The following is a 24,141-nucleotide window of genomic DNA, read 5'->3' on the forward strand; positions in this document are numbered from 1 at the left end:
GGGGGCAGGGTCAACCCGGCATTTGATCCCAACCCGTCTGGCGGCGTGCCTCGGCCAGCAGAATCCCGCCGGTGATCGCGACGTTGAGCGAGCGGACCCCGGCCCGCATCGGCACGCGGACGCGGATATCGGCGGCGTTATGAACCGCTTCCGGCACGCCCGCGCCCTCGGAGCCGAGCAGGATCACATCGTCGGGGCGGAACACCATCTCGGGCAGCGGGATCGCGCCCAGCGTCGTGGCCAGCACGATCCGCCCGCGCGTCGTGGCGTGAAAGGCGTCCCAATCGGCATGGCGCACCACCTCGGCCAGGGCGGCATAATCCATCGCCGATCGGGCAAGCGCGCGGTCGGAATAAGGAAAGCCCATCGGCTCGATCAGGTCGACCGCGACGCCGAAACAGGTCGCGGTGCGGATCAGCGTGCCAACATTGCCCGCGATATCGGGCTCATGCAGCGCGAGCCGCATCAGTGGCCGGGGAAGGACAGCAGCGCATCGACCGCGATGTCTTCCTTGCGCAGGGCATCGGCGCCGCCCAGATCGGGCAGGTCGACCAGGAACTGCGCCTGCTCGACCACGCCCCCCGCCTTGCGGATCAGCCGGACAGCGGCGCGCGCGGTGCCGCCGGTGGCGATCAGATCGTCGACCAGCAGCACGCGGGCACCGGGGACCAGCGCATCCTCGTGGATGGCGATGCGGTCCTGGCCATATTCCAGCGCATAATCCTCGGCGATGGTCGCGCCGGGCAGCTTGCCGTCCTTGCGGATCAGCAGCACGCCCGCCTTCAGCGGCAAGGCGAGCGCAGCGGCGAAGAGGAAGCCCCGCGCCTCGATCCCGGCGACCAGATCGACGGTCCCGCGTGTCGCGGCGGCCATCCGTTCGATCGTCTGCGCGAAGCCTTTGGGATCGAGGAGCAGGGTGGTGATGTCGCGGAACTGGATGCCGGGCTTGGGGAAGTCCGGGATCGTGCGGATCAGGGCTTTCAGGTCGTCATTGGCGCTCATGAGGGGCGTAATGGGCCTGTGGGGCGCGGGGGTAAAGGGGGAGGCCCGAACTCCATCACTTCCGTTCAGCCTGAGCGAAGTCGAAGGCCAAGGGAATCCCTCTGCCAAGGGCGGAGAGGCCGGAGCGTGGGCTTCGACTTCGCTCAGCCCGAACGGATCGAGGAAACTGGGGCGAGTGAGGTCGGAGCTGACCCCAATAAAAAGGGCGGCTCCCTTGTCGGAAACCGCCCCAGTTCTCTCACATCGGGCTTTCCCGATCTCAGTGTTTCACGTCGCGCCAGACATTCTGATACGCGCCCCAGGCCAGGAAGCAGAAGATCAGGATGAAGACGAACGCCCCGATCCCGGCCGCGTGACGCGATTCCAGCTTGGGCTCGGCGGTCCAGGTCAGGAAGGCGGCGACGTCCTTGGCCATCTGGTCGCGGCTGGCCAGCGTGCCGTCGGCATATTGCACTTGGCCATCCGAGGTCAGCGGCGGCGGCATCGCGATGTTCAGGTTCGCGAAGTATGGGTTATAGTGCAGCCCGGTCGGCGTCTTGGCGTCGGGGAACTTGCGCAACAGCTCGGCGGGCTGCGGGCGATAGGCGTCGGGGCCGACCAGCGAGTAGATATAGTTGCCGCCGTCATGCCGCGCCTTGGCCATCAGCGACAGGTCGGGCGGCAGGGCGTTGTTGTTTGCCGCGCGCGCCGCCACCTCGTTGGCGAAGGGCGAGGGGAAGCGGTCGGCGGGGACGTTCTTGCGTGTCGTCGCCTCGCCCGTCTCCGGGTTGATGCTGGGCTGTTCGATCACCCACTGGTTGGCGATCGCCTTCATCTCGGGGTCGGTATAGCCCAGGTCCTTCAGGTCGCGGAACGCGACCAGCCGCAGCGAGTGGCAGGCCGCGCAGACCTCCTTGTAGATCTGGAAACCACGCTGGAGCTGGCGGCGGTCGAAGCGGCCGAAAATGCCGTCTGACGCCAGATGCGCGGGCTTGGGGTGAAGGTGGAACTCCTCCTCGGCGGTGGGGACGGGCGGCTCTGAGACGAGCCCCGAGACGCTGCCCCACAGCGCGATGGCGAGGACGAAGGTGAAGGCCGCCCCGACCAGGAATGCGATGCCACGAACCATGTTCAGCTATCCTCTTTCGGTTCGGGTCAGGCCAGGGCCGACTTGGTGGGTGCGGTCCCGCCATGCTTGGACAGCACGGCTTCGGTGATCGAGTTGGGCAGGGGCGTGGGGCGCTCCGTCCGGGCGATCCAGGGCAGGATCACCAGGAAATGGAGGAAATAATAGGCCGCCGTCAGCTGGCTGAGGATGATGAAGAAAGGCGTTGCGGGCGAGCCGCCGCACCAGCCGAGCAGCAGGACGTCGACGACCAGCACCCAGAAGGCGACCCGCGCCTTGGGCCGGAAATTGTTCGACCGCACCGGCGAGCTGTCCAGCCAGGGGAGGAAGAACAGCAGCAGGATCGACCCGAACATCGCCAGCACGCCCCACAGCTTGGCGGGCAGGATGAAGTCGGCGGTGAAGGCGCGCAGGATCGCGTAGAAGGGCCAGAAATACCATTCGGGCACGATATGCGCCGGGGTCGAGAGCGGGTTGGCCGGGATATAATTGTCCGGGTGCCCCAGATAATTGGGGAAGAAGAACAGCAGGCTGGCGAAGACCAGCAGGAACACGCCCAGACCCACCGCATCCTTGGCGGTGTAATAGGGGTGGAAGGGCACGGTATCCTGCTCGCCCTTCACGTCCACGCCGGTCGGGTTGTTGGAACCCGGAATGTGCAGCGCCCAGATGTGCAGGATGATGACGCCCGCGATCACGAAGGGCAGCAGATAGTGGAGCGAGAAGAAGCGGTTCAGCGCGGCATTGTCCGGCGCGAAGCCGCCCAGCAGCCAGATGCGGATGGTATCGCCGACCAGTGGGATCGCCGAGAAGAAGCCGGTGATGACTTGCGCCCCCCAGAAGCTCATCTGCCCCCAGGGGAGCACATAGCCCATGAAGGCCGTCGCCATCATCAGGAGGAAGATGACCACGCCGAGCAGCCACACCATCTCGCGCGGGGCCTTGTACGATCCGTAATAAAGGCCGCGGAAGATATGGGTATAGACGACGATGAAGAACATCGACGCGCCGTTGGCGTGGGCATAGCGCAGGAACCAGCCCGCGTTCACGTCGCGCATGATGCTTTCGACCGAGTCGAAGGCGACGCCCGCATTGGCGGCATAATGCATCGCCAGCACGACGCCGGTGATGATCTGGATGGCGAGGGCGGCCCCCGCCAGCACGCCGAAATTCCAGAAGTAATTCAGGTTGCGCGGCACCGGATAACCCGCACCCACCGCATTGTAGACGAGGCGCGGCAGCGGCAGCTTCTCGTCCAGCCAGCGCATGACCGGCTGTTTCGGCTGATAATGTTTGGCCCAGGGAAAGCTCATCTCTCGGGTCTCCCTTAAGCGGCCGCGCCGACCGTGACGGTCGTGTCGCTGTCGAATTTGTAATCGGGCACGAACAGGTTCTTCGGCGCCGGACCCTTTCGGATGCGGGCGGCGGTGTCATAGGCCGAGCCGTGGCAGGGGCAGAAATAGCCGCCATACGGCCCCTTGTTCTCGCCCTCGCCCGCGCCCAGCGGCACGCAGCCCAGATGGGTGCAGACGCCCAGCGTGATCAGCCAGTTCGTCTTGCCCGGCTTGGTCCGCTCCGCCAGCGTCTGCGGATCGCGCAGTTCGGACAGCGGCACGGCGTTGGCTTCGGCGATTTCCTTGGGCGTCAGGTTGCGCACGAACAGCGGCTGCTTGCGGAAACTGGCCTTGATCGCCTGGCCCGGCTGGATCTTCGACAGGTCGATCTCGGTGGTGGACTGGGCGAGAACGTCGGCCGAGGGGTTCATCTGGTTGATGAGCGGCAGCACGATCGCCAGTGCGCCGACACCCGCGAAAGACACGGCGGCGACATTGATGAAGTCGCGGCGACGGGGATCATGGACCTCTTCGTGGAATGGCTCCGGCGCCTCGCCGGGGGGTACGGTGTTCTCCGTCATCGCCATTCGTCCTGTCCCTCCACCTTCGCTCGCGTTCGACACGCTACGATCCGACGGTCGTGCCGGATTGCCCCCGGTCATGCGCCGCCTGTCTCAAGCCCGTCCTCGATGAACGGCCCGTCCTTATGAACGGTACGTCAGGTTAGCCTTGCTTGACCGACTTTGCCAATCCCCTTTGGGCGTTCACCGCCCGTGCAGGCGGCAAGGCGCAGGAACCTCCCTTCGCGCTGCGGGGTTGACCGTCGATAGACGCGGATGACGGACCCCTGCCGCACCCGCTCCGGCTGGACCAGGGGCATGGAGAGGATGATGACCCTGAAAAACCTGGGGAGAAAGACGGGCTGGGCCGTGGCGATCGCGGCCGGGTTGCTGGCGCTGGGCGGATGCGCCGACGGCTATGGCTATAACGGCGTATCGGTCGGCGCGGGCTATGGCGGTGGTTATGCGCCAAGCTATTATGGCGGCGGCTATGGCGGTTATGGCTACGCGCCGTCCTATTATGGCTGGTATAACGACTTCTATTATCCGGGCACCGGCGTCTACGTCTATGATCGGTATCGCCGCCCGTTCCGCTGGAATGACGGTCAGCGCGCCTATTGGGAAGGGCGTCGCGATGCGTGGCGCGGCGGCGCGATCCGGGACCAGTGGCGCGGCTGGGGCCGGGGCGGCTGGCGTGGACCGGTGCCCGGTGCGGCCCCTGCGCCCGGCGGCTGGCGTGGCAATCCCGGCCGGTGGCGCGGCGGCGAGGGCGTTCGCCCGACCCCGTCCGCGCCGCGTCCCGGCGGCTGGCGTGGCGGCCGACCGGGTGGACGCGGCGGGCGGGGTCCGCGTTAGCCGGCCTTTGGGCGGGTACGGATCATGACGGTGGGACGCATCGTCATGACCGGCACATTGTCCTGATTAAGCACGGTCCAGCGGCTGATGACGAAGCCCATTTCGGGGCGGCTGGCCGAGGTCCGCGTCTCCAGCACCTCCGTTTCGCAATGGAGCGTGTCGCCGGGAAAGACGGGCCTGGTCCAGCGCAGTTCGTCGACCCCGGGCGAGCCGATGCTCTGGAAGCCGGTATCGCGGAAATGCGCGACGATCATCGCCATCGCCATCGATGCGGTGTGCCAGCCGCTGGCCGACAGCCGCCCGAAATGGGTGGCGGCGGCGGCTTCGTCGGACAGGTGGAAGAGCTGGGGATCGTAACGCCGGGCAAAGGCGATGACCTCGTCCCGCTCCACCTTGTACGCGCCGAAGCGCGACACGTCGCCGACCGCGACATCCTCCAGCCAGATCATCCTCATTGCCTCCTTATCGTCGGAACGCGCGGCGGAACGGCGCGTCGTTGCCGTCCAGCCCCTGGCCCGGCGGCAGGCCGATCAGGTCGCGCAGCAAGGGGGCAACGTCGACATTGGCGAATGGTGCCAGCCGGACGCCCGGCCGGAACGCCGGACCATGGGCGACGAACAGCGCCTCCATGGTCGGATCGGCATTGTCATAGCCATGCATCCCCCCGGCAAAGGGCTTGTCCGGCGCCTTCTCCTCGATCATCCACCCGGCATCGGCCAGACAGAAATACGGGGCGATGCGCGGGTTGCGGCCGTACTGAAAGCGCGCCGGAATCTCGCTTTTGCGCCAGCAGGTCATATGGCCGCGCCGTCCCAGCAGACGCGCCTCCAGCGCGGCCTCATGGCCGGGCTTCGCGGTCAGCGACGCGAAGGGGCCGTCGTCGCTCAACTGGTAATCGGCCGGGTCCAGAAGCTGATCGAGCGCGATCACCCGGTCGCTGGAGGTCGCGGCCATGCCATGATCGGCGACGACGACCAGATTGGCGGGCTGATGCAGTTCGGCCAGCCCCGCCACCAGCATCCCGATCGCCCGATCTGCCTTGGCGATGGCGGTGTTGATCTCGGGCGCGTCGGGGCCGACCTCGTGCCCGGCGATATCCACCTCGTCGATATAGAGAGTCAGGAAGCGCGGCCGGGTCGCCACCGGACGGCGCAGCCAGTCGATCAGCGCATCGACCCGCTGCCGGTCGGACACGGCGGAGTTATAGGCCTGCCAGTCGTGCGGGCGGGTGCCGCCGGTGACGGTGTGGTGGCTGTCGTCCTGCTGGACCCCGCCCCAGGCGACGGTGGAGCCGGGCCAGAACATGGTGGCGGTGGGGATGCCCGCCTTCTCCGCCGTCACCCAGATCGGCTCGGCGGCATTCCACCAATAGGGCTGCTCCGACGACATGGTGAAGCGTTCGCCGGGATGAGCCGGATCGGTGAAGCTGTTGGCGACGATGCCGTGGCGATCGGGAACCAGCCCCGTCACCAGCGTCCAGTGATTGGGGAAGGTCTTGGACGGAAAGGATGGCCGCATCGGCGCGCTCACGCCGCCTGCCGCCAGTCGCGACAGATTGGGGGTGATACCCCGTTGCAGATAGTCGGCGCGGAATCCGTCGATCGACACCAGGATCGTGATCGGCGCACGTTCCTCCCCCATCGGGGCGACGGGGGCAGGGCCTGCCATGGTGGCGGGCGCAGCGCTCGTCACGGCGGTCATGGCAGGCGGGGTATAGGGATAGGCGCAACCGCCGAGCAGGGCGAGCGCGAGAGCGGCAAGGGGGAGTCGGATCACGGGAGGGGCAGTCCTTTCGGCTCAGCCCGATAGCGTCGCATTATGACAGTGGCGAGTGGAAGCTGCCGCCCTTCGCGGGGTCAGTCGACCGGGAAGAACTGGCGGATGGTCGGGTCGGCATTGCGGAGCAACAGGCGCAGCCGCTCCGCGGCTTGCGCGGGGTGGTCACCGGGCAAGCCAGCCATCGCCCATTCGCCGAAGGCGGGGCCGTCGGTCATCCCGTCATCGAGGATGCGGATGTCGGTGTGGCGGGGATCGCGCATGATGCGCGACAGCGTTTCACGAACGCTATCCACCGGCCCTTCGAGCAACTGGCGATATTCGCCATCGCCGATCCACAATATGCCCGAGATGCCGTCCATGCCGTTGTTGCGGCGCGAGGTCGACAATATGGCCTGATGGTCGGCGCGCTGGTCATCGCCGACGGCGCGGCTGGTATAAATGACACGGCGAAACGCACTAACATGGATCATGTCGTGTGCCTAGCTGCATGAGCCGCATCTGCAAAGCGGCAATAAGCGGGTTCGGACGCCGGTCGAGCGAACCCGACCGGCGCGCGATGGATCAGACGTTGAAGCGGAACAGCATCACGTCGCCGTCCTGGACGACATATTCCTTGCCTTCCGCGCGCAGCTTGCCCGCATCGCGTGCGCCCGCTTCGCCCTTGAAGGCGATATAGTCGGGATAGGCGATCGTTTCGGCCCGGATGAAGCCGCGCTCGAAATCGCTGTGGATTTCGCCCGCCGCATTGGGGGCCTTGGCGCCTCGATGAACGGTCCAGGCGCGGGCCTCCTTCGGGCCGACGGTGAAGAAGGTCAGCAGGTCGAGCAGCGCGTAACCGGCGCGGATCACGCGGGCGAGGCCGGTTTCCGACAGGCCCAGCTCCGACAGGAACTCGCCGCGGTCTTCGGCGGGCATGGTCGCGATCTCGGCCTCGATCGCGGCCGAGACGACGACGGCCTGCGCACCCTCGGCCGCAGCCTTCTCGAACACGCGCGCCGAATGGGCATTGCCGTTCGCCGCGTTCGATTCCTCGACATTGCAGACGTAGAGGACGGGCTTGGCGGTCAGCAGCTGCGCCTGCGAAAAGACGCGGGCTTCCTCCTCGTCCTTGGGCACGGTCAGCCGCGCGGGCTTGCCGTCGCGCAGCAGTTCGAGCGTCTGGCCGAGGACCGACGCGGCGATCTTGGCTTCCTTGTCGCCCTGCTGACCCTTCTTGATGAAGGCGGGGACGCGCTTTTCCAGGCTTTCCAGGTCGGAGAGCATCAGCTCGGTCTCGACCGTCTCCGCGTCGGCGATGGGATCGACCTTGCCCTCGACATGGGTGACGTCGCCGTCCTCGAAGCAGCGCAGGACATGGACGATGGCGTCCACCTCACGGATATTGCCCAGGAACTGATTGCCGAGGCCCTCGCCCTTGGACGCGCCGCGCACCAGCCCAGCGATGTCGACGAACGCCAGCTGCGTCTCGATGATCTTGGCCGAACCAGCGACTTCGGCCAGCTGGTACAGGCGTGGATCGGGCACCGCGACATTGCCGACATTGGGCTCGATCGTGCAGAACGGATAATTGGCGGCCTGCGCCGCCGCCGTTTCGGTCAGCGCGTTGAAAAGGGTGGACTTGCCGACATTCGGCAGGCCGACGATGCCGCAGCGGAAACCCATGCGTCGCTTATCCTACAGGAAAGGGGAAAGCGCCCCTCTAGCGAGGATGGGGGGATTTCTCAACCGATGGTGGTGGGGGGAAGGGAAGACACCGCTGCCCAAACCCCAAGCTCCGTTCAGCCTGAGCGAAGTCGAAGGCCAAGGGCTGACCTTCGCCTCAAGGATGTTTGATGACTGGATTCCCGTGGCCTTCGACTTCGCTCAGGTTGAACGGAGTTGGGGAGGGGGCAGGGGCGTTACCCGCCCGTCAGGCGCTCACCGCCAATGCGGCGGCATAGCCGAGCAGCATGATACCCATCGCACCCGAAAAGCCCATCAGCACCAGACCCATATAGCGCAGGATCGGCGGATTGGCGCGCTGCGCCTTCTTGTTCCGGCCCAGGCCCGACAGCACGAAGCTGGCCAACATACCAAAGGTGAAGACGGCGAATTCGAGCATCGTGGATACGTCCGAAAATAGGGAGGTGCGATCGCCACCCTCCTTACCCAATATAGGTTAACGGCACGATATCGCCGCGACAAAACGCCCCGTATCAAAGGCGAGTCGAGGGAACTTTTCACCTGATCGCGGGTGTGGCGCATGTCGTCGCACCCGTTCCGGTCGGATCAGCGATAATTGAAGCTGACGCTGATCCGTTCGCCCTTGGCGCCGTTGGGCACCACCTCATGCCGCAGCCAGCTTTCCCAAAGCAGCACCGTGCCGGGCTCGGGCGTGGCGGTGGCGAAGGTCGCCAGATCGTCCGGCGCATCGGGGCGGCGTGGGGGCGCGGCCATCAGCATGGGCAGGCGCGGGTCTTCTAATTTCAGCGCGCCCGAGCCCTGGGGCATGGCGACATAGAGCGTGCCCGACACCACCGAATGCGGGTGGATATGCGCCGAGTGATGGCCCCCCGGCTTCAGGACATTGACCCACAGGCTGTCGAGCTTCAGCTTGCGGCCACCCAGATCGAACGCGCATTCCTCGGCAAAGCGCGCGACATGGCGGTCGAGCTTCTTCTTGAGGTCGGCAAAGACCGGATCGCGGATCGGCAGGTCGTTGAGCGAGGCATAGCTGGTATAGCCGCGATAGCCATGCTCCTTGGACCAGCGCCGCCCGGCCCGGTCGTCCTCGGCCAGTGCCCAGCAGCTTTGTTCGATGTCGGCCAGCAGATCGGCATCGTCCAGCTGGCCCTCATAGAGCAGCGAGGCGAAGAGGCGCCGCACGCTCATGCCGCATCCCCCAGTCGCAGCGCGATATCGTTGACGAAGCGCACGTCGTCGCCCTCCGCCAGCCAATGCGCCTCCGCCGCCACCGCGCCTAGCAGGTCGGACAGCGGCTCGATCTCCGCCTTGGCGTAATTGCCCAGCACATGGCCGGTCACGCGGTCCTTGTGCCCCGGATGCCCGATGCCGAGGCGCACGCGGCGAAAGTCCGGCCCCAGATGCTGGTCGATCGAGCGCAGGCCGTTATGCCCCGCCGTGCCGCCGCCGGTCTTCACCTTGACGCGGAAAGGCGCGATGTCGAGTTCGTCGTGGAACACGGTCAGCGCCTCGACACCCAGCTTGTAGAAGCGCAGCGCGTCGCCGACGCTCCGCCCGCTTTCGTTCATGAAGGTGGCGGGCTTCAGCAGCAGGATCTTTTGCCCGCCGATCCGGCCTTCCTGGGTCCAGCCCTGGAATTGCTTCTTCACGGGGCCGAAATCATGCACCTCGGCGATGGCGTCCATCGCCATGAAGCCGACATTGTGGCGGTGCATCGCATATTGCGCCCCCGGATTGCCCAACCCGGTCCAGACCTGCATGTGGTGTTCCTCGTTCGCGTTACGGATGAGGCCCCTAGCATCGGGTGTCGGGACGCCAAAGCCGCTATTCGGGGCGGGGCTGCGTCAGCCGGTCGATCGCGCGGGCCGTCATCCGGCGATAGGTCTCGTCCGAATAGCGGTGCGTGCCGACGAAATGGACCAGTCGCTCATCGCCGGTGACCGGCGTGCGCCAGAAATTATAATAGCGACCATAGGGCAGGGTGACAGTGCCGGGCTCGTTGCAGAGCAGGAAGTTCGACGTCACCTGTTCGCTTCCCCATTCGGCCCAGGTCGCGGTGCCGACCAGATTCTCGGCCCGGCGCGAAAAGGCCGCCGCTGCTGTGCGGTCGCTAGGCCCACCGCGAGCGAAGCCCGCAAACCCCGACGATGCCCGGACGTAGGAATGGCATTCCGCGTCGGGATAGGCGGCATAACGGGATTCGATCAGCGCCTGCATGTGCGCCGGAGCCGACACCGGGCCGTCGGGATATTTGCGCCGGACGAACTCCGGCAGCGTCTGGATGCCCAGGGCCTGGCTGTCGGGGCCGCCCAGCAGCATGAAGCTCCGATTCCCGGTGATCGCTGCGCGAACCTCGGGCAGGTCGTTCAGCGTCACGGTATCGGAATCGAGCTGGACGACATAGTGATCGGCGCGCAGGTCGAGCAGTACCAGCAATCTTTCCCAGGTGCCGCCGCGCGGACACGCGCCTGTGTCGATCTCCGCAATCGGAATGATCCGGGGCGCGCCGCAATGCCGTGCCAGGACGCGCCGGTCTGCATCCGTCAGGCTGCCGTCGTCGATCAGGACGATCCGGCCCATGGCCAGATGCTGGTGGAAGGATTTGATCGCGACCAGATAGGGGATCAGCGTGCGGGTGCCGATCATCGACAGGACGATCACGCCGTCGTCGCGGGGTATGATCGGCGGCGTCGCCAGTATCCGCTGCGCGACATGCAGGTGCAGGTGCATCCGCGCCCGGCGCATGGTCCGGTCGAGGACCTTGCAGAAAAGCCGGTGGGGACGGGCGGACGACGTCATCATATGGGGATGCGGCAGCGCGACGGAGATGACAAGCGAGTCACGCCCCCCGCCTGGTCATAATGATACGCTTCGACGGCGGCGTCAGATCAGCCCCTGCGCCCGCAGGCTGACATGCCCCGCCGTGCCGATGATGATATGGTCGTGTACCGTGATCCCCAGCCTCTTGCCCGCCTCGGCGATGGCGCGGGTCACGTCGATATCGGCCCGGCTGGGCGAGGGGTCGCCGCTGGGGTGGTTGTGGACCAGGATCAGCGCGGCCGAACCGAAGTCGATCGCGCGCCGGATCACCTCGCGGACATAGACCGGCGCCTGGTCGATCGAGCCCTGTCCCATCAGCTCGTCGCGGATCAGCATGTTGCGGGTGTTCAGATGCAGCACCCGCACCCGCTCGACCCCGTGATGCGCCATGTCGGCGTGCAGATAATCGAGCAGCGCCTGCCAGTTGGACAGGACGGGACGCTTCATCGCCTCCGCCTGGACCAGCCGCAGCGCGCAGGCCTGGGCGATCTTGATCGTCGCCGCCGCCGTCTCGCCTATGCCGTCGACCCGCTGGAGCGCGATGGGGTCGGCGGTCAGGACGCCGCCGATATCGTGGAACTCGCGCAGCAGGGCCTTGGCCATCGGCTTGGTGTCGCGGCGCGGAATGGCGGTCATCAAAAGATATTCGATCAGTTCATGATCGAGCAATCCGCCACCGCCCAGCAATCGGTCGCGCAACCGCGCGCGGTGCCCGGCATGGTCATTGGCTTCGATTTCGCTGGTATCGCGCATGTCCCGCCCCCCGTGACGGGGCATCATAAAGCGGGCGGCGGGAACTGTCGCCGGGCTTCACGCGATTGCGTGGCGCGGGGCTGGGTGTCTATGACGTGGGTCAAGATTGAGGGAGTGGCATCGGGGTGGAGGGCGCGAGCGAAGAGAGCGAGACGCGCGTGACCCCGGTCGCGAGCCCCGCCCGCCGTTTCCGTCGCCTGCAACTGACCCTGATCGCCATCGCGCTGGTCATACTGGCCGCGTTGATCGCCCTGTGGATCGAGCGCAAGCCGCTGGCGGGACAGGTGCTGGACCGCGAACTGGCGAAGCGTGGCGTGCCCGCGCGCTACAGGATTTCCGACCTGGGCTTTGGTCGACAGCGGCTGACCGATGTCGTGCTGGGCGATCCGCGCCGGCCCGACCTCGTCGCCGACTGGCTGGAGACGCGGACCCGCATGACCCTGTCGGGACCGGTCGTGACGGGCGTGCGCGCCGGGCGGGTTCGCCTGCGCGGGCGGTTGATCGACGGGCGGATCAGCCTGGGCACGCTCGACAGGCTGATGGGACCGCCCGACGCATCGGGCAAGCCGTTCCAGCTGCCCGCGCTGGACGTGGCGGTGCAGAATGGCGGCATCCGGCTCGAAACACCGCACGGAGTCGTCGGCCTGAGCGTCTCGGGGCAGGGGGTGCTGAGCGACGGCTTTACCGGACGGCTGGCGGCGGTCGCACCCAGGCTCGTGATGGGCGATTGCGTCGCGACCGGGCTGGCTGCCCCCTTGCGCGTACTGGTGGTACGCGAACAGCCGACGCTGACCGGGCCGCTGCAACTCGGCAATCTGCGCTGCGGCGAGGTGGCGGTCGCCGATCTGGCGGCGCGGGTCGATGTGACCTTCGGGGCGGCGCTCGACCGCTGGCAGGGGCGGGCTTCGCTCGGCAGCGGGGCGATCCGGCATCCGGTCCTGGCTGCTGCGGCGATTGACGGCCAGATCGACTTTTCCGGCACTGCCAAGGGTACGCAAGGCCGGTTGCAGGTCGCCGCGCGCAACGTCGCGGCGCGCTTTGGCCGGGCCGAACGGGCGATGGTCGCGGGTCGTTATCTGATCGGCACCGCCACCCGCTTCGACGGACAGGCGCAACTGGGCGGTGCGCAGGCGTCGGCCGCGATGCTGGCCCCCGTGCTGACGGCGGGCGAGGCGGCGGCGGGCACGCCGGTCGGCCCGGTGCTGCGTGCCATGACCCAGGCGGTCGGACGGGCGGGGCGTCGCTTCGCGGCCGACATGGCGCTGGCGATCGACAGCGACCGGGGATCGCGCGGGCCGGGCTTTGCGGTGCGGGTGCCGCGCCTGACGGTCGCGTCGGCGAGCGGCGGGCGGCTCGCCTTCGCGGGCGGCTATGGCCTCGCCTATGATATGCGGGGGCTGCGGATCGATACGCGGGCGGCGATGGGCGGCGGCGGTCTGCCGACCCTGCGCGCGACGTTGCAGCAGGATGGACCGAAACAGCCGATGCGCGGCACCGCCGAGCTGGCGCGTTACGAAGCCGGCGGCGCGGCTTTGGCCTTTGACCGGATGGTGTTCCGCGCCGCCGCCCATGGCGAAACCCAGGTGACGACCCGTATCGCGCTGTCCGGGCCGATCAGCGGCGGGCGGATCGACGGGCTGGTCCTCCCCATCGCCGCGCGCTGGGATGGCGGACGGCGCCTGGTGGTCAATCCGGACTGCCAGCCGCTGGCGATCGACCGGCTGGCGCTGTCGGGCCTTAGGCTGGCGCGGGTGGCCACGCGGCTCTGTCCGCTCGACGGCGCGCTGGTCCGGCTGGACGGCCCAAGGCTGGGCGGCGGCGCGCAACTCGGGCCGACGAAGCTGGTCGGCCAGATCGGCAGCAGCCCGCTGACCCTGGCGGCGGCGGCCACCCGCTTCGCGCTGGCGGATCGCGGCTTTACCCTGACCGACGTGCAGACGGTCATCGGCCGTCCCGAATCGCCGACCCGGATCGACGCGGCCGAACTGAATGGCCGGATCACGCCGGAGGGCCTTGCGGGCCAGTTTACCGGCGGCGCGGGGCAGGTCGGGCAGGTGCCTCTGCTGCTGGGTGAGGCAGGCGGCGACTGGCGACTGGCGGGCGGCGTGCTGACGCTGAACGGCGCGCTTCAGGTCCGTGACGCACGCGCCGATTCGCCGCGCTTCCTGCCGATGGCGGCGCGCGACGTCACGCTGACGCTCGCGGGCAGTCGCATCGACGCCAAGGGCACGTTGTTCGAGCCGACCAAATCGGTGAAGGTCGCCGATGTCACCATCACCCACGCGCTCGACAAGGGCGCGGGCGAAGCGGACCTGAGCGTGCCGGGCATCACCTTTGCCAAGGACTTCCAGCCCGAATTGCTGACCCCGGTGACGAAGGGTGTGATCGAGGATGTACGCGGGCCGATCAACGGGCGCGGCCATATTGCGTGGGACGCGAACGGCGTACGCTCGACCGGGCGATTCGGCACCGATGGGATCGACCTGGCCGCCGCGCTCGGCCCGGTCAGCGGGATCGCGGGCACGATCGACTTCACCGACCTGCTGGCCTTGGAGAGTGCGCCGGGACAGGTGGCGACGGTCAAGACGATCAATCCGGGCATCCAGGTGACGAACGGTGTGATCCGCTATCAGACATTGTCGGGCGCGCGGGTGAAGGTGGAGAGCGGACGCTGGCCGTTCGCGGGCGGCCTGCTCACCCTCGACCCGACATTGCTCGACTTCTCGCAACCGGTCGAACGCCGCATGACCTTCCATGTCGAGGGGGCGGCCGCCGACCAGTTCCTGCTCCAGTTCGACTTTCAGAATCTGAACGCCACCGGCGTCTTCGACGGCACCCTGCCGATGATCTTCGACGAGCGGGGCGGGCGGATCGAGGGCGGGCGGCTGGCCGTGCGTTCCGGCGGCGGCAGCATCGCCTATCTGGGCGAACTGAGCCAGAAGGATCTGGGCGTCTGGGGCAATCTGGCGTTCGGGGCGCTGCGTTCGCTCAACTATCGCAGCTTGCGGATCGACATGAACGGCCCGCTGGCGGGCGAGATGGTGACGGACGTGCGCTTCGCCGGGATCAGCCAGGGCAAGGGCGCCAAGTCCAACTTCATCATCCGGCGGCTCCAGCGCCTGCCCTTCATCTTCAACGTGCGGATCAAGGCGCCCTTCCGCGGGCTGCTCGATTCGGCGCAGTCCTTCTACGACCCGCGCCGCCTGATCCAGCGCAACCTGCCCGCGCTGCTGGACGAGCAGAACAAGCGCGCCGCGCCGCCGGCCAATATCCCCATTCAGCCCTCCGCAAGCGAGACCGTGCCATGACCGTAACAGGATTGAAAATGCTGGGAAGGATGCCGATCTTGGATGCGACACGATGGATGCCGGTCGCGCTGACCCTGCTGAGCGGAGGATGCGTCAACATCTCCGCGCCGGAGAAGCCGATCGAGATCAATCTGAACATCAATGTGACGCAGGAAGTGGTATATCGCCTGGATGGCGAGGCCAAATCGCTGATCCAGCAGAATCCGGGGATATTCTGATCATGAAGGCAAAGACGGTGATCCTGGCGCTCGGCGCGGTGGCGCTGCTGGGCATATCGGGCATGGCGATGGCGCAGCGGGATCCGGCCTATGCCGCCGCGCGCGCCGAGGGGTTGGTCGGCGAGCAGCCCGATGGCTATCTGGGCATCGTGGGCAGTGCGACGCCCGCGCTGCGCACGTTGGTCAACAGCATCAACATCCAGCGCAAGGCCGCCTATACCCAAAAGGCACAGGCCAGCGGCGCGACCGTCGAGCAGATGGCCTTCACCAGCGGCTGCAACCTGATCGCGCAGACCGCGAGCGGCGAGAAGTACAAGACGCCCGAGGGTGTGTGGAAGACCCGCACCGGCGCGGCCCCGGAACGCGCGCCCGCCTGCGTGTAATTCCCTTTTTACTCCCCTCCCGCAGGCGGGAGGGGCTGGGGGGGGGAGTCCGGTTGCGATAGGGCGTACGGTCTGGGGCGTGGACTGGTGTCGCTCAAATAACTGACGACACCACTTGCGGACAGCGCCAACCCTCCCCCAACCCATCCCGCCTGCGGGAGGGGAGATGAAGAGGGGGCCTGCCGCTTGCGGGGTGGGGGGCGAAAAGGGGAGCGCTGTCACTCCCCGGCAACAATCCTTAACACATCTGTCACAAGCTCCACCCCAGGCGGTTGACTTGGGGGGAGGGGCTTTCTAAACGGGCCTCGCCTTGGCGGGGTCGCTCGCCGTTCGCGCGCATTCTCCCCTTCGGTGACGAAATCAGGTGAGGGTGGCTGCGTGGCGGAGAAGGAACCCGGACAGGACTTTGGCGATGCGGACGATCCGCGTCTGGCCGCGCTGGATCAGCGATTGGCCAAGGCGAAAGCGGACGGCGCAGCGCGGCAGGGGGTGAAGGTGGACGCCGACAGGGGTTATTCCCAGGGCAGCCGCGTGATCTCCGCGCTGATCGGAAGTCTTGTCGGCAGTGCGTTGATCGGCTGGCTATTCGACCGCTGGTTCGGCACCGCACCCTGGGCCTTGATCGTGATGCTGTTCCTGGGGATCGGCGTGGCGTTCAGGCAGATCATTCGGATTTCTGGTGAGCGCCCGGAGTAACCGGGCGTTCGTCATATGTGGGAACGAAGCAGCGTGGCGGCAGAATCGGGCGGCAAGATTGATCCGATGCACCAGTTCCTGATCGAGCCGGTGCTCGGTCAGCACTGGATGGTCGGCGGCTACGACCTTTCCTTCACCAATTCCGCTCTGTGGATGGTGGCGACGCTGGTCGCGCTGTGGGTGTTCATGATCGGCGGCATGAAGCGCGATCTGGTTCCCGGGCGCTGGCAGGCGGCGGTCGAAGGCTTTACCGGCTTCGTGAATGCGATGCTGACGTCGAACATCGGGCCGGAGGGCAAGCGCTTCCTGCCTTACGTCTTCTCGCTGTTCATGTTCATCCTGTTCGCCAACGTGCTGGGCCTGCTGCCCTTCGGCGTGGTGCCGGGTGTCCATCCCTTCACCGTGACCAGCCATGTGACCGTGACCGGCGTACTCGCGCTGATCTCGTTCGCGATCGTGCTGATCGTCGGCTTCGGTCGCCACGGCTTCCACTTCTTTGCGCTGTTCGTGCCGCACGGCACGCCCAAGCTGATGATTCCGCTGATCTTCGTGGTCGAGCTGATGAGCTTTCTGGTGCGCCCCTTCTCGCTGGGTCTGCGACTGTTCGTCGCGATGACCGCGGGGCATATCCTGCTGAAGGTTCTCGCCGCCTTCGTCATCAACGGCATCAACATGGGTCCGGGCTATGCCGCGCTCATCACCCTGCCGAGCTTCCTGCTGATGATCGGCATCACCCTTCTCGAACTGCTGGTCGCCGCGATCCAGGCCTATGTCTTCGCGCTGCTGACCTCGGTTTACCTGAACGACGCCGTCAACCTGCACTGATCCGGTACGGCCGGATCGGGCAGGCGGGCGCGCCGCCGACTTGAATACCCAAACGACCCTTTTTGAACTGGAGTGATTGAAATGGACGCAGAAGCCGCGAAGCTGATCGGTGCCGGTCTGGCCGCTATCGGCATGGGCATCGCCTCGCTCGGCGTGGGCAACGTGTTCGCCAAGTTCCTCGAAGGCGCGCTGCGCAATCCGGGTGCGGCGGACAGCCAGCAGGGCCGCCTGTTCATCGGTTTCGCCGGTGCCGAGCTTCTGGGCCTGCTCGCCTTCGTGACGATGATCATCCTGGTGTTCGTCGCCTAATCATTCGGATCGGCCGGGCGTGTCGCTGACGATGCGCCCGGTTGATATGGCAACGAGGACTCCATGCCCCAGATAGCACAGATCAGTGCGACCTATGCGTCGCAGATCTTCTGGCTCCTGATCACGTTCGGCCTGCTGTATTTTGTGGTCGGTCGTGGGATGGTGCCCAAGATTCAGGCGACCGTCGACGCTCGCGAAGGCCGTATCGCCGGCGATCTGGCGGCGGCGGAGGCCGCGCGTGCCGAGGCCGACCGGGTCGAGGCGGCATGGCGGGCCGAAATGGACGCCGCCCGTGTCGCCGCGATGGCCGAAACCAACGCCGCCAAGGCGCGGGCCACCCACGCTTTTGAGGCGCAGGTGAAGGCGGCCGATGCCGACCTGGCCGAGCGTCTGGGTCATCACGACCTGGCGATCGCCAATGCCAAGGTCGAGGCGATGGCCAATCTTCAGACCGTGGCGGCCGAGGCCGCTCGCGATCTCGTCGCCAAGCTGTCCGGCGTCCAGGTGGGCGAGGATGCGGCGGCCGACGCGGTGCGAAAGGTGAGCGCGCATGGCTAATCATTCCGCAAACGGCGTGCTGGCCAATGGCGATGCGCTGGTCGCGCAGAACCTGGCCGATGCGGCGTCCGCCGAAGGCATGGCGCAGAAGCCGATCCGCGAGGGAGACGGCCTGACCGGCAACACGGTCGCGCCCGGCGGGGTCGAGCATGGGGCCGAGCACGCCGCCAGCCCGACCGCACTGGGTTTCGATTCGACCGGCTGGGTGGCGCTTGCCGCTCTGGTCGTGCTGATCGGAATGCTGGTGAAGAAGGTGCCGTCGATGATCGGTCGTTCGCTCGACCAGAAGATCGCCGGTATCCGCGCCCAGCTCGACGAAGCCAATAAGCTGCGTCAGGAAGCCGAAGCGCTGAAGGCTGAATATGAGGCCAAGGCGAAGGCCGCCCATGCCGATGCCGAGGCGATGCGCGCCCAGGCCCAGCATGAGGCGGGTCAGCTGCTCAGCAAGGCGAAGGCCGATGCCGAGGCGCTGATGGAGCGTCGCGCCAAGATGGCCGAGGACAAGATCGCCGCCGCCGAGCGCACCGCGATCGCCGAAGTCCGCGCCCGTGCCGCCGAGGCCGCCGCGAAGGCTGCCGGTCTGCTGATCGCCGAGCATCATTCGGCGGATGCGGACCGGGCGATGATCGACCGCACCATCGCGGGGCTCGGTCGCCCGAACTGATCGGCTGCAAGGCCGGAGACAGGACCGCGCTTCGGGAAGCCGAGGCGCGGTTCGGTCGTTTTTGGAAGCCAAAAGACCACCGCCTCCGTTCAGGCTGAGCGAAGTCGAAGCCTACGCCCTATGCTCGCCTCTCATGAGGAGAGGGATTCCCTTAGGCTTCGACTTCGCTCAGCCCGAACGGAGCGGGGAGCATGACCCATTCCTCCCCAAGCTCGCTTGGGGAGGGGGACCGCCGGGCAAAGCCCGGTGGTGGAGGGGCCGCCCCCCAACTGCATAGCCCGCCCCCAAAAGGCAGGCCCGCATCGCCGTCTCTTCCGGGTTTCCGGCGACGATGCCCATATCGCCGAGCCCGTGACAAAGGAGACACTTCCTATGGCATGGGTCATTCTGGGCATTGCCGTGATTACCGAGATTTGCTGGGCGCTCAGCCTGAAATGGGCGGCAACCGTCGCGACCTGGCAGGCGTCGAGCGTGCCGATCATCCTCAGCTTCGTGAACATGGGCCTGCTCGCACTGGCGATGCGCGGGCTTCCGGCCGGAACCGCCTATGCGGTGTGGACCGGGTTGGGTGCGGTGGGCGTCGTGATCGGCGGGGCCATCGTGTTCGGCGACAAGATCGCGCCGATCCAGGCGGGCTTCATGGTCCTGACCGTGATCGGCGTGATGGGGACCAAGCTCTTCGCGCAAGGATAAGTGGTCGTTCACGCGAAGCCGCGAAGAAAATGGTCCGCGCAGAGGCGCGGAAGACGCAGAGGTGTTCTGAAGGTGGCAGTCGGAAGACCTTCTTCCCCCTCCGCGTTCTCTGCACCTCTGCGCGCAAAAAACCTTCGTGTCTTCGCGGCTTCGCGCGAATCAAACACCCTGACAGGGTAGCGATCCGCCCTTGGCGCTCCTAAATCGCACGCAATGTCCGAGCCTCCCGTCGACCGCTTCAACGAAGAGAAATCCACCTTCACCCTGCGCGGGGCCGATGCGCCCGATCTGAACGCGGGGGTGGCGGCGATCCGCAACGTGCTGGCGACTCTGCCGTTGCGGCCCGGCGTCTACCGGATGCAGGATGCGCGCGGCGATGTCCTCTATATCGGCAAGGCACGCGCGCTGAAGAACCGCGTCGCCAACTATACGCAGGTCGACCGGCTGCCCAAGCGCCTGCAACGCATGGTCGCGCAGACCCGGTCGATGACCATCGTCACGACCAATAACGAGGCCGAGGCGCTGCTGCTCGAAGCACAGCTCATCAAGCGCTATCGCCCGGCCTTCAACGTGCTGTTGCGCGACGACAAGAGCTTCCCCTTCATCCTGCTGCGCAACGACCATGATTTCCCGCGCATCCAGAAACATCGCGGCGCGCGGCGGGCGGTCGGCAATTATTACGGCCCCTTCGCCAGCGCGGGGAGCGTCAACAACACGCTGAACGCGCTGCAAAAGCTGTTCTTGCTGCGCTCCTGCACCGATAGCTTCTTCAAGGGGCGCGACCGGCCGTGCCTGCTCTACCAGATCAAGCGTTGCTCGGCGCCGTGCGTCGGCCGGATCGACGAGGCCGCCTATGCCGAGCTGGTCGCCGATGCCAAGAACTTCCTCGGCGGCAAGTCGACCCAGGTCCAGGCCAAGCTCGGTACCCAGATGCAGGCAGCCGCCGAGGCGATGGATTTCGAGCTGGCGGCGATCCTGCGCGACCGGCTGAAGGCGCTGACCTTCATCCAGGGCACGCAGGCGATCAACGCGGAAGGGGTGGGCGACGCCGATATCTTCGCGCTGGCCAATCGCGAGGGGGTGATGGGCATCCAGGCCTTCTTCATCCGCGGCGGCCAGAATTGGGGGCATCGCAGCTTCTTCCCCGCGCACACCAATGACGTGCCCGAGGAGGAGGTGCTCACCAGCTTCCTCAGCCAATTCTATGAGGAGGTGCCGCCCGCCAAGACGATCCTGCTCGACCGCGACCTGCCGGAGGGCGACCTGCTGGCCGAGGCGCTGGGCGAGCGGGCCGGGTACAAGGTGCAGCTCAACGTCCCCCAGCGCGGCGACCGCCGCCGCCTGCTCGACCAGGCCAAGCGCAATGCGGTCGAGGCGCTCGACCGGCGGCTGGCTGAGTCGACCACCCAGGCCAGGCTGCTGCGCGAGGTGGCGGAGTTCTTCGACCTGTCCGAACCGCCGCAGCGGATCGAGGTCTATGACAACAGCCATATCCAGGGCACCAACGCGCTGGGCGCGATGGTCGTGGCGGGGCCGGAGGGTTTCCAGAAGGGCCAGTATCGCAAGTTCAACATCAAGGGGAACGAGGCGGCGACCAACGACGATTTCGGCATGATGCGCGAAGTCTTCCGCCGCCGCTTCGCCCGCCAGCTGGAGGAGAACCCGGATCGCGACAATGCGACCTGGCCCGACCTGGTGCTGATCGACGGCGGTCGCGGCCAGCTCAACGCGGCCAAGGCGGTGCTGGAGGATCTGGGCATCGAGGATGTCTGCCTGGTCGGTGTCGCAAAGGGTCCGCATCATGGCCGCGAGGGGCGCGAGGTCTTCCACATGATGGACGGCAGCGAACGGATGCTGCCTGTCAACGCGCCGCTGCTCTTCTACCTCCAGCGGCTACGCGACGAGGTCCACCGCTTCGTGATCGGCGCGCACCGCGACAAGCGCGCCAAGGCGATGGGCGCGAGTCCGCTGGACGAAGTGCCCGGCATCGGCCCGGCGCGCAAGAAGGCGTTGCTGATGCATTTCGGCACGGGACGGGCGGTGCGGAATGCTAGTCTGGAAGACCTGCAAAAGGCGCCGGGGGTCAGCCAGGCGGTGGCACAGCAGGTCTACGATTTTTATCATAGTCGGTGAGGGGGGAACCGGCCATCCCTGTGGCCCACCATTCCAATTTCTTCATCAATCCAAAGCTGTTTCGGGAAAGATTACTCGGGAACATATTTGGGGATACTTGCTGGCTCTTGCGTTTCTCCTCACTGCAAACGCAGGGCATTCTTGCTTAGAGTTCCCAATCGGGAAGTCGGCTCAACGGGTTTGAGCCATCACAGTGTCTTCAGATAGTCCTCGAAGCGCCGCCCCTTTTCGTGTCGAAAGGTGGTGCCCGTGCCGCTGACGGTAGCAATTCGGTCGACCCGAAAGTTGCGGAAAGCGTTCCTGGCTTCACACCAGCTGGTAAGGAGCCACGCTGCATCGAACAGGGTCAGTCCGAGCGGTCTTATCGTCCGTTCGCTCTCGTTTTCCGAAAGGTCCGCATAGGTGATGCGGAGGATCAGGCGTCCGCGTATGGCATCGCGCAACAGGGGCAGATGCGCCTTGGCACACTCGCTTTCCGATGTCCGCCTGGACACCGCGCGCAGCGGCAGGTTTGAATAGGCCGCTTGCCGGTCGGGTCCCATTGAGGCGGCAAACTTTGCCGATGCCCGTCGCGCGGCGGCCGCCAGCGGCTTGTCGCTCCGCGCTGCGATCAGGCGCATTCCCAGCATGACCGCCTCCATCTCGTCATGATCCAGATGCAGCGGCGGCAGGAAATAGCCCTGCTCCAACTGATATCCGACGCCCGGTTCCCCGCGAACCGGTGCGCCCATGGCCTGCAATGTCACCATGTCGCGATAAATCGTCCGCACCGACACGCCGAGCATCTCGGCCAGCGTGTCTGCCGAGATCGGGACTGACCGTCCGCGCAGGTGATCGAGAAGCGCAAAAAGCCGCAGTGAGCGCATGGGAAGGCTGTCGTTCCATCCTGACGGAAACTGTCAGGGATGACGTGTATCGCGGGGCTTCACGAACGTCACCGTCAGGAAACGCCATGACCGCCATTTGCTATGAGATCGTCACCTACAGGACCAACGACGCGGATCAGGCGGACAGGGTTCGCGACTACGCACGGGCGCTGCTCGTCCGCCAGCCAGGCTTCATCGCCTGGACGCCTTTCAAGGGTGTAGACGATGCGAACGAGCGGGTCGATCTGGTCGCTTGGACCGATCATCATAGCGCCCGCGTCGCCGCGCAAATGGTCGGGAATGCCCCGGAGTTTGCCGACTTTCGTGGCTCCGTCGCGACGGTCGCGAGTATGGCGCACTACATTGCCCTTTCCCTCGACCCGCAGCCAGTGGTGGCGGGGAGCGGCATCGAGCTTGGTCGCTTCAAACTGAAGCCCGGTGTCGAGGAAAGCGCGATGCGAGCCGCCTACACGGCGATGGTGTCAGATCATCTGGGACACCAGCCGGGGTGGCGGCGTCAGCATCTGGTGAAGCTGCAGGATGGTACGTTCGTCGATCTGGCCTTTGCCAGTGACCGCGATCGCGCCGAAGCGATCTGCGCCAGTTGGGTTGGTAATGCGGATTGTGACCGCTTCCTTTCCATGATCGAGCCTGTCAGCATGGAGTTCGGCACGATCGTTTGAGTTGACCGTGCAGGTGCGGGCTTTCCCAATATACCATCGTTTTTGGGATTGGCGATGCCCTTCAGGGAGCCATCGGCGTCGGGTTACACGGATCATGATGGCCTGCTGCCATCCATAGCATCCCACCCCATTCCCCCCTACATCCTCCGTCATGCACCGGGTCGCCCCCGCTATCATCCTGTCGGTTCGGCCGCATGGCGAGCATGGGGCGATCGTGCGGGCTTTGACCCGCGCGGACGGGGTGCAGCCGGGCTATGTCCGGGGCGGGCGGTCGCGGGCTTTGCGGCCGGTGCTGCAACCGGGCAATGGGATCGTCGGCGAGTGGCGGGCGCGGACGGTGGAGCAGCTTGCCGCGCTGACCGTCGAGCCGGGGCATAGCCGCGCGGGGCTGCATGGCGAGCGGCTGGCCGCCGCCGGGATCGAGTGGCTCTGCGCGCTGACCGCGGCGACGCTGCCCGAGGAGCAGCCTTATCCCGTGCTTTACGAGGCGCTGGACGCGGTGCTGACCGCGATTGAATCGGCCCCGTCCGCGCGAAGTTGGGCGGGGGCGTTGGTGCGCTATGAACTGCTGCTGCTCGGGCAATTGGGGTTCGGGCTCGATCTGGAGCGATGCACCGTGACCGGCGGGACCGCCGATCTCGCCTTTGTCAGCCCCAGGAGCGGGGCGGCGGTGTCGGCGGGGGCGGCGTTCGGATACGAGGCGCGGCTGTTCCCCTTGCCCGACTTCCTGCGCGAGGGCGGGGTGGCCGACTGGCCGGATATCTTTGCCGCCGGGCGGATCACCGCGCATTTCCTGGCGCGCGATATCCTGGCCGGTCTGCGCAACGATCCGATGCCCGCCCGCGTGCGGCTGTTCGATCGGTTCAAAAGGGCGGTTGCGTGAAGACCGCCCGCTAAGGCAAAGGGCGCTCCGA

At 66.4% G+C, this 24,141-nt stretch carries 28 protein-coding genes; 13 read left to right on the forward strand and 15 right to left on the reverse strand.

Annotation, left to right across the window (positions count from 1 at the left end; all coding sequences use genetic code 11):
- Window positions 1–10: 10 nt before the first annotated feature.
- The 5 genes from SP5_RS03755 to petA form a co-directional block, all read right to left on the reverse strand.
- Window positions 11–466 carry a tRNA (cytidine(34)-2'-O)-methyltransferase gene (locus SP5_RS03755; protein ID WP_042484234.1) on the reverse strand — a complete coding sequence of 152 codons (456 nt, stop codon included), beginning with the start codon at window positions 464–466 and terminating at the stop codon, window positions 11–13.
- Window positions 466–1,002 (reverse strand): adenine phosphoribosyltransferase, encoded by a 537-nt coding sequence (locus tag SP5_RS03760; protein ID WP_042484237.1) that lies wholly within the window; start codon window positions 1,000–1,002, stop codon window positions 466–468. Before SP5_RS03760 ends, SP5_RS03755 begins: the two co-directional genes overlap by 1 nt.
- 259 nt (window positions 1,003–1,261) lie before the next feature.
- Window positions 1,262–2,110: a cytochrome c1 gene (locus SP5_RS03765; RefSeq protein WP_042484242.1), complete on the reverse strand. Its 849-nt coding sequence runs from the start codon at window positions 2,108–2,110 to the stop codon at window positions 1,262–1,264.
- Window positions 2,111–2,136: 26 nt separating this feature from the next.
- On the reverse strand, window positions 2,137–3,420 hold the full coding sequence (locus SP5_RS03770; protein WP_042484245.1) for a cytochrome b: 1,284 nt from the start codon (window positions 3,418–3,420) through the stop codon (window positions 2,137–2,139).
- Between the two features lie 14 nt (window positions 3,421–3,434).
- Entirely contained in the window at window positions 3,435–4,028 is a 594-nt protein-coding gene (gene petA, locus SP5_RS03775) for a ubiquinol-cytochrome c reductase iron-sulfur subunit (protein WP_042484248.1), read from the reverse strand.
- 300 nt (window positions 4,029–4,328) lie between these two features.
- Between petA and SP5_RS03780 the strand changes: the two genes are divergently transcribed.
- Window positions 4,329–4,856, forward strand: coding sequence for a hypothetical protein (locus SP5_RS03780; RefSeq protein WP_052811394.1), 528 nt, complete (start codon window positions 4,329–4,331; stop codon window positions 4,854–4,856).
- Here SP5_RS03780 and SP5_RS03785 read toward each other — a convergent pair.
- From SP5_RS03785 to radC, 9 genes are all read right to left on the reverse strand, one after another.
- The gene (locus tag SP5_RS03785) at window positions 4,853–5,305 is read right to left on the reverse strand and encodes a MaoC family dehydratase (protein WP_042484251.1); all 453 of its coding nucleotides are present in this window, start codon (window positions 5,303–5,305) and stop codon (window positions 4,853–4,855) included. The two genes, SP5_RS03780 and SP5_RS03785, sit on opposite strands and share 4 nt — an antisense overlap.
- Before the next feature lie 13 nt (window positions 5,306–5,318).
- The gene (locus tag SP5_RS03790) at window positions 5,319–6,632 is read right to left on the reverse strand and encodes an alkaline phosphatase family protein (protein ID WP_042484255.1); all 1,314 of its coding nucleotides are present in this window, start codon (window positions 6,630–6,632) and stop codon (window positions 5,319–5,321) included.
- Between the two features lie 80 nt (window positions 6,633–6,712).
- The gene (locus SP5_RS03795; protein ID WP_052811395.1) at window positions 6,713–7,105 is read right to left on the reverse strand and encodes a BLUF domain-containing protein; all 393 of its coding nucleotides are present in this window, start codon (window positions 7,103–7,105) and stop codon (window positions 6,713–6,715) included.
- 91 nt (window positions 7,106–7,196) lie between these two features.
- Window positions 7,197–8,297 carry a redox-regulated ATPase YchF gene (gene ychF / locus SP5_RS03800; RefSeq protein WP_042484256.1) on the reverse strand — a complete coding sequence of 367 codons (1,101 nt, stop codon included), beginning with the start codon at window positions 8,295–8,297 and terminating at the stop codon, window positions 7,197–7,199.
- A 247-nt stretch (window positions 8,298–8,544) separates the two neighbouring features.
- Window positions 8,545–8,736: a hypothetical protein gene (locus SP5_RS03805; protein WP_042484259.1), complete on the reverse strand. Its 192-nt coding sequence runs from the start codon at window positions 8,734–8,736 to the stop codon at window positions 8,545–8,547.
- Window positions 8,737–8,903: 167 nt separating this feature from the next.
- Entirely contained in the window at window positions 8,904–9,506 is a 603-nt protein-coding gene (locus SP5_RS03810; protein ID WP_042484262.1) for a TIGR02466 family protein, read from the reverse strand.
- A complete protein-coding gene (pth, locus tag SP5_RS03815; RefSeq protein WP_042484264.1) occupies window positions 9,503–10,078 on the reverse strand; it encodes an aminoacyl-tRNA hydrolase in 576 nt (191 codons plus the stop codon). Before pth ends, SP5_RS03810 begins: the two co-directional genes overlap by 4 nt.
- Window positions 10,079–10,142: 64 nt before the next feature.
- Window positions 10,143–11,120 carry a hypothetical protein gene (locus SP5_RS03820; protein WP_042484267.1) on the reverse strand — a complete coding sequence of 326 codons (978 nt, stop codon included), beginning with the start codon at window positions 11,118–11,120 and terminating at the stop codon, window positions 10,143–10,145.
- An 81-nt stretch (window positions 11,121–11,201) separates the two neighbouring features.
- On the reverse strand, window positions 11,202–11,891 hold the full coding sequence (gene radC, locus SP5_RS03825) for a RadC family protein (RefSeq protein ID WP_042484270.1): 690 nt from the start codon (window positions 11,889–11,891) through the stop codon (window positions 11,202–11,204).
- Between the two features lie 158 nt (window positions 11,892–12,049).
- On the opposite strand from radC, the gene SP5_RS03830 reads away from it, so the two are divergent.
- The 10 genes from SP5_RS03830 to uvrC all read left to right on the forward strand — a co-directional run bounded on the left by SP5_RS03830 (window position 12,050) and on the right by uvrC (window position 21,678).
- Window positions 12,050–15,199 carry an intermembrane phospholipid transport protein YdbH family protein gene (locus SP5_RS03830; RefSeq protein WP_042484381.1) on the forward strand — a complete coding sequence of 1,050 codons (3,150 nt, stop codon included), beginning with the start codon at window positions 12,050–12,052 and terminating at the stop codon, window positions 15,197–15,199.
- A 29-nt stretch (window positions 15,200–15,228) separates the two neighbouring features.
- The gene (locus tag SP5_RS03835; RefSeq protein ID WP_244955784.1) at window positions 15,229–15,417 is read left to right on the forward strand and encodes a YnbE family lipoprotein; all 189 of its coding nucleotides are present in this window, start codon (window positions 15,229–15,231) and stop codon (window positions 15,415–15,417) included.
- Window positions 15,418–15,419: 2 nt separating this feature from the next.
- A complete protein-coding gene (locus SP5_RS03840; RefSeq protein WP_042484275.1) occupies window positions 15,420–15,800 on the forward strand; it encodes a YdbL family probable chaperone protein in 381 nt (126 codons plus the stop codon).
- A gap of 378 nt (window positions 15,801–16,178) precedes the next feature.
- Window positions 16,179–16,496, forward strand: coding sequence for an AtpZ/AtpI family protein (locus SP5_RS03845; RefSeq protein ID WP_042484278.1), 318 nt, complete (start codon window positions 16,179–16,181; stop codon window positions 16,494–16,496).
- A 33-nt stretch (window positions 16,497–16,529) separates the two neighbouring features.
- On the forward strand, window positions 16,530–17,321 hold the full coding sequence (locus SP5_RS03850) for a F0F1 ATP synthase subunit A (RefSeq protein WP_042484383.1): 792 nt from the start codon (window positions 16,530–16,532) through the stop codon (window positions 17,319–17,321).
- Between the two features lie 81 nt (window positions 17,322–17,402).
- Window positions 17,403–17,630 (forward strand): F0F1 ATP synthase subunit C, encoded by a 228-nt coding sequence (locus SP5_RS03855; protein WP_007406947.1) that lies wholly within the window; start codon window positions 17,403–17,405, stop codon window positions 17,628–17,630.
- A 63-nt stretch (window positions 17,631–17,693) separates the two neighbouring features.
- Entirely contained in the window at window positions 17,694–18,188 is a 495-nt protein-coding gene (locus SP5_RS03860; protein WP_042484280.1) for a F0F1 ATP synthase subunit B family protein, read from the forward strand.
- Window positions 18,181–18,852: a F0F1 ATP synthase subunit B family protein gene (locus tag SP5_RS03865; RefSeq protein WP_042484283.1), complete on the forward strand. Its 672-nt coding sequence runs from the start codon at window positions 18,181–18,183 to the stop codon at window positions 18,850–18,852. The genes SP5_RS03860 and SP5_RS03865 overlap by 8 nt, the downstream gene beginning before the upstream one ends.
- Before the next feature lie 372 nt (window positions 18,853–19,224).
- A complete protein-coding gene (locus tag SP5_RS03870; RefSeq protein WP_042484285.1) occupies window positions 19,225–19,545 on the forward strand; it encodes a DMT family transporter in 321 nt (106 codons plus the stop codon).
- Between the two features lie 213 nt (window positions 19,546–19,758).
- Window positions 19,759–21,678, forward strand: coding sequence for an excinuclease ABC subunit UvrC (uvrC, locus tag SP5_RS03875; RefSeq protein ID WP_042484287.1), 1,920 nt, complete (start codon window positions 19,759–19,761; stop codon window positions 21,676–21,678).
- A gap of 188 nt (window positions 21,679–21,866) precedes the next feature.
- Here uvrC and SP5_RS03880 read toward each other — a convergent pair whose 3' ends face one another.
- Window positions 21,867–22,544 (reverse strand): helix-turn-helix transcriptional regulator, encoded by a 678-nt coding sequence (locus SP5_RS03880; protein WP_042484289.1) that lies wholly within the window; start codon window positions 22,542–22,544, stop codon window positions 21,867–21,869.
- 86 nt (window positions 22,545–22,630) lie between these two features.
- Between SP5_RS03880 and SP5_RS03885 the strand changes: the two genes are divergently transcribed.
- Window positions 22,631–23,227, forward strand: a complete 597-nt coding sequence (locus SP5_RS03885) for a hypothetical protein (RefSeq protein WP_042484292.1) — start codon at window positions 22,631–22,633, stop codon at window positions 23,225–23,227.
- 151 nt (window positions 23,228–23,378) lie between these two features.
- On the forward strand, window positions 23,379–24,110 hold the full coding sequence (gene recO, locus SP5_RS03890; RefSeq protein WP_042484295.1) for a DNA repair protein RecO: 732 nt from the start codon (window positions 23,379–23,381) through the stop codon (window positions 24,108–24,110).
- Window positions 24,111–24,141 lie beyond the last annotated feature (31 nt).

Source organism: Sphingomonas parapaucimobilis NBRC 15100, assembly GCF_000787715.1.
Classification (GTDB): domain Bacteria; phylum Pseudomonadota; class Alphaproteobacteria; order Sphingomonadales; family Sphingomonadaceae; genus Sphingomonas; species Sphingomonas parapaucimobilis.

Excerpts from the sequence above, each read along its gene's own strand:
- SP5_RS03795 (WP_052811395.1), bottom strand. The coding sequence starts at position 7,105 with ATGATCCATGTTAGTGCGTTTCGCCGTGTCATTTATACCAGCCGCGCC.
- SP5_RS03835 (WP_244955784.1), top strand. The coding sequence starts at position 15,229 with ATGCCGATCTTGGATGCGACACGATGGATGCCGGTCGCGCTGACCCTG.
- SP5_RS03860 (WP_042484280.1), top strand. The coding sequence starts at position 17,694 with ATGCCCCAGATAGCACAGATCAGTGCGACCTATGCGTCGCAGATCTTC.
- SP5_RS03880 (WP_042484289.1), bottom strand. The coding sequence starts at position 22,544 with ATGCGCTCACTGCGGCTTTTTGCGCTTCTCGATCACCTGCGCGGACGG.
- SP5_RS03760 (WP_042484237.1), bottom strand. The coding sequence starts at position 1,002 with ATGAGCGCCAATGACGACCTGAAAGCCCTGATCCGCACGATCCCGGAC.
- uvrC (WP_042484287.1), top strand. The coding sequence starts at position 19,759 with ATGTCCGAGCCTCCCGTCGACCGCTTCAACGAAGAGAAATCCACCTTC.
- SP5_RS03870 (WP_042484285.1), top strand. The coding sequence starts at position 19,225 with ATGGCATGGGTCATTCTGGGCATTGCCGTGATTACCGAGATTTGCTGG.
- SP5_RS03785 (WP_042484251.1), bottom strand. The coding sequence starts at position 5,305 with ATGATCTGGCTGGAGGATGTCGCGGTCGGCGACGTGTCGCGCTTCGGC.
- radC (WP_042484270.1), bottom strand. The coding sequence starts at position 11,891 with ATGCGCGATACCAGCGAAATCGAAGCCAATGACCATGCCGGGCACCGC.
- SP5_RS03855 (WP_007406947.1), top strand. The coding sequence starts at position 17,403 with ATGGACGCAGAAGCCGCGAAGCTGATCGGTGCCGGTCTGGCCGCTATC.
- SP5_RS03840 (WP_042484275.1), top strand. The coding sequence starts at position 15,420 with ATGAAGGCAAAGACGGTGATCCTGGCGCTCGGCGCGGTGGCGCTGCTG.
- petA (WP_042484248.1), bottom strand. The coding sequence starts at position 4,028 with ATGGCGATGACGGAGAACACCGTACCCCCCGGCGAGGCGCCGGAGCCA.
- SP5_RS03755 (WP_042484234.1), bottom strand. The coding sequence starts at position 466 with ATGCGGCTCGCGCTGCATGAGCCCGATATCGCGGGCAATGTTGGCACG.
- SP5_RS03810 (WP_042484262.1), bottom strand. The coding sequence starts at position 9,506 with ATGAGCGTGCGGCGCCTCTTCGCCTCGCTGCTCTATGAGGGCCAGCTG.
- SP5_RS03765 (WP_042484242.1), bottom strand. The coding sequence starts at position 2,110 with ATGGTTCGTGGCATCGCATTCCTGGTCGGGGCGGCCTTCACCTTCGTC.
- SP5_RS03780 (WP_052811394.1), top strand. The coding sequence starts at position 4,329 with ATGATGACCCTGAAAAACCTGGGGAGAAAGACGGGCTGGGCCGTGGCG.
- SP5_RS03865 (WP_042484283.1), top strand. The coding sequence starts at position 18,181 with ATGGCTAATCATTCCGCAAACGGCGTGCTGGCCAATGGCGATGCGCTG.
- pth (WP_042484264.1), bottom strand. The coding sequence starts at position 10,078 with ATGCAGGTCTGGACCGGGTTGGGCAATCCGGGGGCGCAATATGCGATG.
- SP5_RS03805 (WP_042484259.1), bottom strand. The coding sequence starts at position 8,736 with ATGCTCGAATTCGCCGTCTTCACCTTTGGTATGTTGGCCAGCTTCGTG.
- ychF (WP_042484256.1), bottom strand. The coding sequence starts at position 8,297 with ATGGGTTTCCGCTGCGGCATCGTCGGCCTGCCGAATGTCGGCAAGTCC.
- recO (WP_042484295.1), top strand. The coding sequence starts at position 23,379 with ATGCACCGGGTCGCCCCCGCTATCATCCTGTCGGTTCGGCCGCATGGC.
- SP5_RS03820 (WP_042484267.1), bottom strand. The coding sequence starts at position 11,120 with ATGATGACGTCGTCCGCCCGTCCCCACCGGCTTTTCTGCAAGGTCCTC.
- SP5_RS03770 (WP_042484245.1), bottom strand. The coding sequence starts at position 3,420 with ATGAGCTTTCCCTGGGCCAAACATTATCAGCCGAAACAGCCGGTCATG.
- SP5_RS03885 (WP_042484292.1), top strand. The coding sequence starts at position 22,631 with ATGACCGCCATTTGCTATGAGATCGTCACCTACAGGACCAACGACGCG.